At 73.2% G+C, this 406-nt stretch carries 1 protein-coding gene; it reads right to left on the reverse strand.

The genetic code is table 11. From position 1 onward, the window contains the following. A partial coding sequence (locus ACIPYS_RS26785) for a hypothetical protein (protein WP_400750485.1) occupies window positions 1–406 on the reverse strand: 406 nt, incomplete at both ends.

Genomic DNA, 406 nt, shown 5'->3' on the forward strand with positions numbered 1-406 from the left:
CGTCGTGACGACCGTGGTGACCGTCCCTCGGGCGGCGGCGGTTTCCGTCGTGACGACCGTCCGGGTGGGTTCCGCCGCGACGACCGTGGTGACCGTCCCTCGGGTGGTGGCTTCGGCGGTGGTCGTGACGACCGTGGCGGGGACCGTGGTGGTTTCCGTCGTGACGACCGCGGTGGTGACCGCCCCTACGGCGGTGGCGGCGACCGTGGCGGCTTCCGTCGTGACGACCGTGGTGACCGTCCCTCGGGCGGCGGCGGTTTCCGTCGTGACGACCGTCCGGGTGGGTTCCGCCGCGACGACCGTGGTGACCGCCCGTCCGGTGGTGGTGGCTTCCGTCGTGACGACCGTGGTGACCGTCCCTCGGGTGGTGGCTTCGGTGGTGGCCGTGACGATCGCGGTGGCGACC

It is taken from the genome of Kitasatospora sp. NPDC089913 (assembly GCF_044748625.1).
GTDB lineage: Bacteria > Actinomycetota > Actinomycetes > Streptomycetales > Streptomycetaceae > Kitasatospora.